The following is an 8,403-nucleotide window of genomic DNA, read 5'->3' as shown; positions in this document are numbered from 1 at the left end:
AAGCGATGATTGTTTTTTGATAGTCTTATTAAATTATTAACCAATCCATAAACATCTATTTTTCAACCGCATCGATTTCACTGTCCAGATCTTTTACCGACCCTTCCGGGGTTATGGGTGACAAAGTCATTACAAAGCCATCTGTGGCATCCGCCGATACCTGGGCCTGATCAAAGCTCACATCCAGCAAATGACCGCCCTTGGTGCGATCCTCGGAAATAAAATGAAGATGATATCCGGGTACGTTGACACCGCCAATATATTCCGGGCACCACAGACCGACTAAGGTTCCGGTGATATTTGTATAGTCAAAAACGGACTGTTCTTTAACCGCTTCGGATAAGACCGGATAGGGTTTTTCCTGGATGGGAACGGATCGTGTTTTAATGGTCTTAAAGGTCCCGTCTACCTTGAAAATATAAAACAGATCCTTGTTTTGAATGAGTTTGTCCAGCTCCTGCTCCAGTACGGCCAAATTTGCGGCAGCCGTCAGCTCCTGGGTGGCGTCATCGTCAAAATAGGTCACCGCCGCAAAGGGTGTGGTATCCGTGTCTGAAGCTTCCTCAACCGCACCGGTGGATTTAACCTTATAAACGGTGTTATCGATCATCACCAGTTCACCGTCAAGAGCGTTAAAGGTCCCAATTCCCACATCACCGTGTTCCTTCAGCTCGCCAAAGCTCTGAAAGCCGTCATAATTTCCGGCGAGTAGCGAACTGATAGTGGAAACCTGGTATAAGGTGTCCCGGGATAATTCTTTACCGGATGTATTTGCACACCCGGACAATACACACAAACATACCACCGACAATACCGTGAGCTTGATTTTAGTTTTCATAAATCTCCTTTTAGATAAATTACTAGGTAATTGCGAAACTGCCGTGAGCTTCGCTGCCAGTTTCGCAATTACCTAAGATAAATTAGTTTTATTGATCCAATTCTTCCAGATCTCTGATCAGCTGCTGATTAAAGGCTTCCGAATGTGTCTCCATGGGAGTGTGAACGGCGCCATCAATAAAGGTAAGCTTCATCTGCGGTAATAATTCCTGAATCCACTTTGCCTGTTCTACGGGTACCCAGGTATCATTACTCCCCCAAATAGCGAATACCGGCACATCCACAGTGTTTAATTCTTCAACGGTCTCGTTTTTAGCGGTGCGCAGCAGATCAATCATGGCATAGGTTGTCCCGGGAAGAAGGAATGGATCCAGATTGGCCTTCATTTCTTCAGGTGTTGGCGTACGGCCGTAGGCTGAAGCCAGGGACGTCTCAATGCGGTTGTACTGAAACACATAATTTTGAAGGATCACCTGCCCCCACCGAGCCAGTGGCGGATAAATGAGGAGCTTTGAAACAAACCCGGGATTATTCTCAAAAACTGCCCCATCAACCAGTACCAGGGCCTTGGTTTGCTCCGGATATTCCAGTGTCATAGCCACAGCGGTTCCCCCACCCATGGAATGCCCAACCAAAACCCAGTCCATGGCTGTACTCTCAGCACTCAATGTCCCATCGATCGTATCCAGTAGTCCCCATAAAATCGTGCTTCTATTTTTCTGACTGTGGTCGATTCCTCGTGATCGGTCGCTGTATCCAAATCCCGGCAAATCAACGGTCACAACCAGATAACCGGCATCCCTAAGGGCCTGAATATTATTTCTCCAAGAAAAAGTAGAACCTCCGAGGCCATGAACCAAGAGGACTTTTCCCTTGATAGTCTGTTGATCCGGCTGCCACTGGCGGTAATGAATGGAGACTCCGTCAACGTTTTCAAACCGACTTTCATTAAAGGGCAACCCCATACCTGAAAGGTCTTCGGGTTTTGAAACCCCAATCAGATACGGAAGAATACTCAAAACGACAAAAATACTGCCAATACCTAAAGCAATACGTTTCAGCCATTTTCTGCTTTTGTTCATTATTTTAAGAGGGCATACAGACAGGAATCATAAATCTTATCATTCTTGCAAACGCTGTTTTTCATTTCACCTTCCAATGTGAAACCAGCTTTTTCAAGAACTTTCCGTGAGCCGATATTATGGGCAAAAGGCTCTGCAAAGATCCGAATAATTCCGAAATGCTCAAAGGCTTCTTCGCAAATCTGGTTTATGGCAGCGCTCATAATCCCTTTGTTCCAAAAGGGCTCACCCAACCAGTAACCAAGCTCACCGCTTTTTCGGTAAACATCATTCTGCACAAAGATACCAATACTGCCCACACATTCCCCATCCACGACAATGCCTCGGCAAAGTTGATTGTCATCACCCTTTTCAATGCAATCATTCACATAAAACTGGGCATCCGTATCCGTATAGGGAAAAGGAAACGCGTCTCTGAGGTTATCGGCAATCTTTTTATTATTTGCGTATTTGGCAACCCCGGAAATAAATTCACTTTTCCATTGTTCCAATGTGATATTCATGTTATTCTCCTTTGTTTTATTATTTTAGGTTATTGCGAAACTACCGTGAGCTTCGCTCACAGTATAGCATTAGGATGATAGGCCCGCAATACCGGAAAACACTTTATTGAAAAATGTGCAACTTTCCAGGAAATAGCTATTTCAACGCTCAACAGTAAATAAATCAAAAATATCCATCCAAATCACTGAAAGTATAGTAGAATGATAACCAGATATAAATATGGCAACCCCTAAAATAAAAGATTTTAACTGGGAGATGACCTTTTTAACATATATCTAAGGTTTGAGGAATAGAATAACGTGTCGGTAAAATTATTCATTAAATTGATAGATTCCAGTATTTTTTTTACCGACAATTATTCCATTCGATTTTTTGTATTACAAGAGAAAGGCATTTTTATCCTTAACGATGAAAAAGTGACAAAAACCATGCAAATCAATTCAACAGAAATACTTTTTTCCGAAGAACTGGAAATCAATGAGAACCTAAAAGATTTTGTTCTCCAGCAACAGGTTTATCGGGCAGCCATCAAAGAAATAAAAACCAAGCTTGAAATACTGGACGAAGAATTTGAAGCCCGGTATGACCACAATCCGATCCATCATATGGAATACCGTTTAAAAGCCCCCAAAAGCATTGTCGAAAAATTAAAAAGAAGGGGATTAGAGGTCAGCCTTGATTCCATTCGAAAAAACTTAACCGATATTGCCGGAGTTCGGGTAATCTGTAATTATTTAAACGATATTAACCGCATCACTAACCTGTTGCTCCGTCAGGATGACATTACTCTGGTTCGCAAAACCGATTATATTACCAATCCAAAGGAAAATGGTTATCGCAGTCTCCACCTCATCGTTCTGGTTCCCATATTTTTAGCCGAAAGAACCGAATCCATTCCGGTGGAAATTCAGATTCGCACTATCGCCATGGATTTCTGGGCCAGCCTGGAACATCAGCTTAAATATAAAACCCAGAATGAAATATCCGAAGACCTCCGGGATCGGCTTAAATCCTGTGCTGAATCCATTACCCACCTGGATGTTGAAATGCAGACCATTTACAAAGAAATTAAATCAGAGACATTTCTTGATGCCTAGGGAAAACACACAGAGAATCATTTAAAGCCTCAATTAATATTCTAAATTTAAAAAAATATTTGACAAAGACTATTTTTTATGTTAATTTCTTATTTGTAATGATTACTAATTACAAATAGTTATCAACAAATTGTACTTTTGTCACAATTTTATAAATCAAATTAAATGGAGGAAAAACACATGGCAGAATCAAAAACACTTAACAATCTTATGGCGGCATTCGCAGGAGAATCTCAGGCAAATCGAAAATACATTGCCTATTCTAAAAAAGCAGCGGCTGATGGTAAAATAAATGCCGCTAAACTTTTCCAGGCAGCTTCCGATGCTGAAACCTTACATGCCCTCAAGCATTTCGAAGTAGCTGGTAAAATCAAGTCAACCACAGAAAATCTTAAGGATGCCGTTGCCGGAGAAAATCATGAATATCAGGAAATGTACCCTGAATTCCTGAAGGATGCCGAAGCTGAAGGCAATCAGGAAGCAATCCGAACTTTTACCTTCGCCTTAAAAGCAGAAGCAGTTCATGCCCGTTTATATCAGGAAGCTCTGGAAAATGTTGATCAAACCGAGGAAATATTTTATTACCTATGCCCGGTTTGCGGCAATATCGAAAAAGCAGTCCCTGATAAATGTTCAATCTGCGGCGTACCCGGATCCATGTTCATTAAATACTAAAGCCATCAAATAATAGGCTTTCAAAAGACCAAAAATTCCTGCCGGATTCACTGGCAGGAATTTTTGTTTTTTTTTATTAAAGCTTATAGGCTGTTTCAAACCCTTCTTTCACCGCTTCGAAAATCTTTCGCGGTTTAACCGCATCCCCGATGACAATAAAAGGGACCTTGCTTTCTTTTAACGCTGCGGCCAGGGCATTATCCGGTTCATAACCCACCGCCAGAACAACGGTATCAATCCCTTCAAAGATCCGCTGATCCGTAACCACCTTGTGATCCTTGATTTCAACGACTTTTTCCCCGGTCATCACCTTCATTCTTGTTTGAGCTGCCCTGACCATCAAACCGGCTTTGAGCATTGGCGCCATATCTCCTAGAATTTCATTAGTCATTTCTATAACCGATACGTCCTTGTCCTGGTGGCTCAGTAATTCCGCGGTTTCAATCCCCACTGAACCACCGCCGATTACCACTACCTTATTCCCCGCTTTTTCGGGACTCATCAAAACATCCTCAGCGGTGAGCACATACTCATTGTCCACTCCCGGAATTTTCGGAATAATCGGGGACGAACCTGTAGCCACTATCACCATACCCGGCATTTCATTTTCAATCATGTCCAGATCGACTTTGGTATTGAACTTCACATCCACGCCGTTCTTTTTTAATACCGTAGTGTAATAGTCAATCAGTGCGAACATTTCCGATTTATTCGGAGGTTTGGTGCCCGGTAGAACATTGCCTCCTAAGTGGCCACTTTGTTCATAAAGAGTCACACAGTGGCCCTTTAGCGCCCCAATATGGGCTGCGGCCATGCCTCCTGGTCCACCACCCACAACCATAATGGAATGGGGGGTTTCCGATAAAACAGACAAGTCGTATTCTTGTTCATGTCCGGTTAAGGGGTTGTAAATACAGGAAATAGGAACCCCACTCATAAGCTCACTCATACAATGATTACAGCTTAAACATCCCCGAATCTCATCATCAATATGATTTTTGGCCTTATTATAGAAATCGGCATCACAGATCAGGGTCCGGCCGGTTGCCACCATATCCGCTTTTCTATTGCCGATAACATCATCCGCAAATTTAGGTGTTTTAATGCGATTGGCCACAATTACCGGCACCGCATTATTAATGACTTCTTTGATAATCCCGGCATTTTCCACATAAACCCCTAAGATATCTTCGGCACCGCTGGCGGTGCGGCCTGACACATAGGTACCTCCTGAAACGTTAATGGCTGACACTCCGTGTTCCACCAATACCTTACTGAAATCGGCGGTATCAAAAATGGTCAGACCTTCTGGTGAAAACTCATCGGAGGTAATCCGATAAATCACCGGAAAATCATCTCCGACCCGGGCCCGAACCGCATCCACTACTTCCAGCGGAAAACGCTGTCTGTTTTCTATGCTACCGCCGTATTCATCATTTCTGTGATTGGTTGCCGGCGACAAGAATTCATTGAGTAAATACCCGTGGGCACCGTGAATTTCCACGGCGTCAAACCCCGCCTTTTGCGCCCGCTCGGCGGCATCTGCAAAATCCTTGACCATGTACTTGATTTCTTCGAGCACCAAAGCATGAGGGATTGCCTGCATCACCGGGCAGGCGATAGCCGATGGCGCCACCAAAGGCATACCGGTAACCTGGGTGTTGGCCTGGCGCCCGCCATGATAAATCTGAATGGCTATTTTTGTATCATGGCTATGTATCTGATCGGTTAACTTTTTAAGACCGGGTATCAGTTCATCACGATCAATGCCAATTTGATTGATAAATCCTTTTCCACAGGGGTTTACATAGGCGGCTTCAACAATGATCAGGCCCACACCGCCTTTAGCCCGGGCTTCATGATAGGCAATAAAACGGTCTGAAACTGAGCCATCCTCATTGCAAAAGTTGGTCACCATGGACGGCATCACTCCGCGATTTTTAATTTCCAGGTTGCCAATATGAATCGGACTAAACAATTTACTGAACTTCATTTAATTATTCCTCCTCTTTTATTCGATCACAGCCTAAAGCAAATAAAGCTGTCTTTAGGATTCCTTATGAATATAGACATAAAATTTGGTTTTAAACCTTTTGTTGTTATTTTAATCTGGGGCGATTACGATAAATTATAATACTGACGTAACATTCTTGACACTTTATTCGAAAATTGTTAGAATGAAAATAACAATATCGAACGGGAGGAAGAAAATGCGTCGAGCTAATCGCAAAGTAACGGAGTTAGAGGAACTTTTAGAAATTATTAATGGATCTAAGGTCTGTCGGGTTGGAATGGTTGACAATGGAAAACCCTATGTCATACCCATGAATTTCGGGTATCAAGTTGTGGATGAAGCCATCACCATTTATCTTCATGGTGCCCAGGAAGGCCGTAAAATTGAGGTTATGAAAAGCAACAGCCAGATTTGCATCGAGATCGATACCATAAAAGAAATTGTCACCGGCGAAAACGGCTGTAATTACAGCTGCCACTTTGAAAGTTTTATTGGCAACGGAGAAGCAGTTTTTCTTGATGCCGAAAAGGATAAAGTACATGCTTTGGATGCCATCATGAAACGCCAAACCGAACAAGAGGGTTTTAATTATGATAAACGGGTTATGGCTCAGACCGAAATTATTGAAATCCGGCTGACTGAATACTCCGGGAAAAAATACTGATTTACTGTTTACCCTGTCAGCAGTTCCGCTAAAAAAGGGGTTGACGCAAGAAAACTTGCGCCAACCCCTTTTACTTTACGAATGAACATTATTTTTTCTACTTGATTTTATCTTCTGTGGAACTCTCTTCAGCATCAATAACTTCATCAATCATGAGCATTTCGTCCGCTTCTAATCTTTCTTCCTTCAATTTTCTGTTGGTGAATAAAATATTGTATCCGATGAATCCAATACCCATTACAACCAGGAATAATCCCACCAGGAAATTCACAACCGGAATGAATCCTAGGATAATCACTGCTGCAGCAATGATTAAAACCGAAACAAAAGAGCTCAGCAATGGTTTCATTTTACTATTAAAGTAACCTGTCAGGAGCTTGGAAAAGACAACCGCTGCCACCGGCATTGCCAGAATCATTCCGGCAATTATCAGACAGGTCATGGCAACTCCAAAAGGTGCATAAATAATAAAAGACAGAATAATAATTAGTGGGCTCAGAAAGAGAAAACCGGCGCCGATGCCCAGGGATACCAAAATATGCTTTTTGGCCATAATCCGAGTATTGTCGTTGAAATCCTTGGTGAGAAAAGTAATCAGTAGCCAAATCACCAGAATAAAGGCAAACTGGGTAATGATGGACAACAGAATGGAACCCACACTTTTTCCCTGTTTTTCAGGAGCCTGTTGTTCCTGGGTTACTTGTTCCCAATTAACTGCAGGGGCCGTGGCATTGGCTGCTACAATTGCCTGGTTTTCACTACGATTATCGATTGGTCCAGTAATCACCGCATTGCTGCTAATAGTTAATTGGTCTGTTTCTGCTTCGACAAATCCGTTAATCAGACCATTCAGTGTGAGATTCCCTACCCCAGCGCGAAGGTTTCGGCCAACTGTTCCGTTAATGACGGCAGTGGCGGTTCCGATAAAGAGATCTCGGCTGATGATTCCAGTATTACTGATGGTCAGCTCATTACAGGCCACAAAGGCGTCACGTGTTACTTCACCGTTAATGGTGACCATATTTCCTGTGGCGTACAGATTACCGTTTATTTTTCCATTGACGATAACGGAGTTTCCAGCCACAAAGACATCTCCGTTATATTCCCCATCCAGGGTAACGGCACTGCCTGCGAAAAGCGTGGTGGTGTCAAAAATCGAATTGGCAACCACGTTGGAACCCGCAAACATAAACTGGGTATTGGGTACCGGTGATTCAGTAATATCAATATTCCCTGAGGAATCCTGGTATGCACTCATATCATTCGTTGCTGCAAATGCGGTGGTTACCGCCATTGCCAGCAGCAGCACCATCATTAAAACCGACATACTTATTTTTTTAAACATTTTTCTTTCTCCTTTAAATAATATAATTTTAGGTAATTGCGAAACTGCCGTGAGCTTCGCTGCCAGTTTCGCACGAAACAATTTCTCCACTCTACGTCGGACACTCTTCGAGATGTCCGCCTCGACGTTACAAAATTGTTTGTGAAAACTGACATCAAAGCAACCATTGTTCGATTCTTTTGAGT

The 8,403-nt window shown here is 42.7% G+C and carries 8 protein-coding genes; 3 read left to right on the top strand and 5 right to left on the bottom strand.

From position 1 onward, the window contains the following. Nucleotides 1-55: 55 nt before the first annotated feature. The 3 genes from budA to AKG39_RS17930 form a co-directional block, all read right to left on the bottom strand. Complete coding sequence (gene budA, locus AKG39_RS17940; protein WP_050741780.1) at nucleotides 56-838, bottom strand: acetolactate decarboxylase; 783 nt, start codon at nucleotides 836-838, stop codon at nucleotides 56-58. 88 nt (nucleotides 839-926) lie between these two features. Beyond that, nucleotides 927-1,919 carry an alpha/beta fold hydrolase gene (locus AKG39_RS17935; protein WP_050741779.1) on the bottom strand — a complete coding sequence of 331 codons (993 nt, stop codon included), beginning with the start codon at nucleotides 1,917-1,919 and terminating at the stop codon, nucleotides 927-929. Then, nucleotides 1,919-2,422 carry a GNAT family N-acetyltransferase gene (locus AKG39_RS17930; RefSeq protein WP_050741778.1) on the bottom strand — a complete coding sequence of 168 codons (504 nt, stop codon included), beginning with the start codon at nucleotides 2,420-2,422 and terminating at the stop codon, nucleotides 1,919-1,921. The genes AKG39_RS17935 and AKG39_RS17930 overlap by 1 nt, the downstream gene beginning before the upstream one ends. A gap of 429 nt (nucleotides 2,423-2,851) precedes the next feature. Between AKG39_RS17930 and AKG39_RS17925 the strand changes: the two genes are divergently transcribed. Then, on the top strand, nucleotides 2,852-3,520 hold the full coding sequence (locus tag AKG39_RS17925; protein WP_050741798.1) for a GTP pyrophosphokinase: 669 nt from the start codon (nucleotides 2,852-2,854) through the stop codon (nucleotides 3,518-3,520). A gap of 180 nt (nucleotides 3,521-3,700) precedes the next feature. Then, a complete protein-coding gene (locus AKG39_RS17920) occupies nucleotides 3,701-4,195 on the top strand; it encodes a rubrerythrin family protein (protein ID WP_050741777.1) in 495 nt (164 codons plus the stop codon). A 76-nt stretch (nucleotides 4,196-4,271) separates the two neighbouring features. Here the strand turns inward: AKG39_RS17920 and AKG39_RS17915 are convergent, their stop codons facing one another. Continuing rightward, nucleotides 4,272-6,188, bottom strand: a complete 1,917-nt coding sequence (locus AKG39_RS17915; protein ID WP_050741776.1) for an oxidoreductase — start codon at nucleotides 6,186-6,188, stop codon at nucleotides 4,272-4,274. A 217-nt stretch (nucleotides 6,189-6,405) separates the two neighbouring features. Between AKG39_RS17915 and AKG39_RS17910 the strand changes: the two genes are divergently transcribed. Further along, nucleotides 6,406-6,873, top strand: a complete 468-nt coding sequence (locus tag AKG39_RS17910) for a pyridoxamine 5'-phosphate oxidase family protein (RefSeq protein ID WP_050741775.1) — start codon at nucleotides 6,406-6,408, stop codon at nucleotides 6,871-6,873. 97 nt (nucleotides 6,874-6,970) lie between these two features. Here AKG39_RS17910 and AKG39_RS17905 read toward each other — a convergent pair whose 3' ends face one another. Next, nucleotides 6,971-8,218: a hypothetical protein gene (locus tag AKG39_RS17905; RefSeq protein ID WP_050741774.1), complete on the bottom strand. Its 1,248-nt coding sequence runs from the start codon at nucleotides 8,216-8,218 to the stop codon at nucleotides 6,971-6,973. Nucleotides 8,219-8,403 lie beyond the last annotated feature (185 nt).

Source organism: Acetobacterium bakii (assembly GCF_001263355.1).
GTDB classification, from domain to species: Bacteria; Bacillota; Clostridia; order Eubacteriales; family Eubacteriaceae; genus Acetobacterium; species Acetobacterium bakii.
The sequence above is the reverse complement of the archived record's forward strand: the minus strand, read 5'-3'. Positions and strand labels throughout refer to the sequence as shown.

Excerpts from the sequence above, each read along its gene's own strand:
- budA (WP_050741780.1), bottom strand. The coding sequence starts at position 838 with ATGAAAACTAAAATCAAGCTCACGGTATTGTCGGTGGTATGTTTGTGT.
- AKG39_RS17935 (WP_050741779.1), bottom strand. The coding sequence starts at position 1,919 with ATGAACAAAAGCAGAAAATGGCTGAAACGTATTGCTTTAGGTATTGGC.
- AKG39_RS17930 (WP_050741778.1), bottom strand. The coding sequence starts at position 2,422 with ATGAATATCACATTGGAACAATGGAAAAGTGAATTTATTTCCGGGGTT.
- AKG39_RS17925 (WP_050741798.1), top strand. The coding sequence starts at position 2,852 with ATGCAAATCAATTCAACAGAAATACTTTTTTCCGAAGAACTGGAAATC.
- AKG39_RS17920 (WP_050741777.1), top strand. The coding sequence starts at position 3,701 with ATGGCAGAATCAAAAACACTTAACAATCTTATGGCGGCATTCGCAGGA.
- AKG39_RS17915 (WP_050741776.1), bottom strand. The coding sequence starts at position 6,188 with ATGAAGTTCAGTAAATTGTTTAGTCCGATTCATATTGGCAACCTGGAA.
- AKG39_RS17910 (WP_050741775.1), top strand. The coding sequence starts at position 6,406 with ATGCGTCGAGCTAATCGCAAAGTAACGGAGTTAGAGGAACTTTTAGAA.
- AKG39_RS17905 (WP_050741774.1), bottom strand. The coding sequence starts at position 8,218 with ATGTTTAAAAAAATAAGTATGTCGGTTTTAATGATGGTGCTGCTGCTG.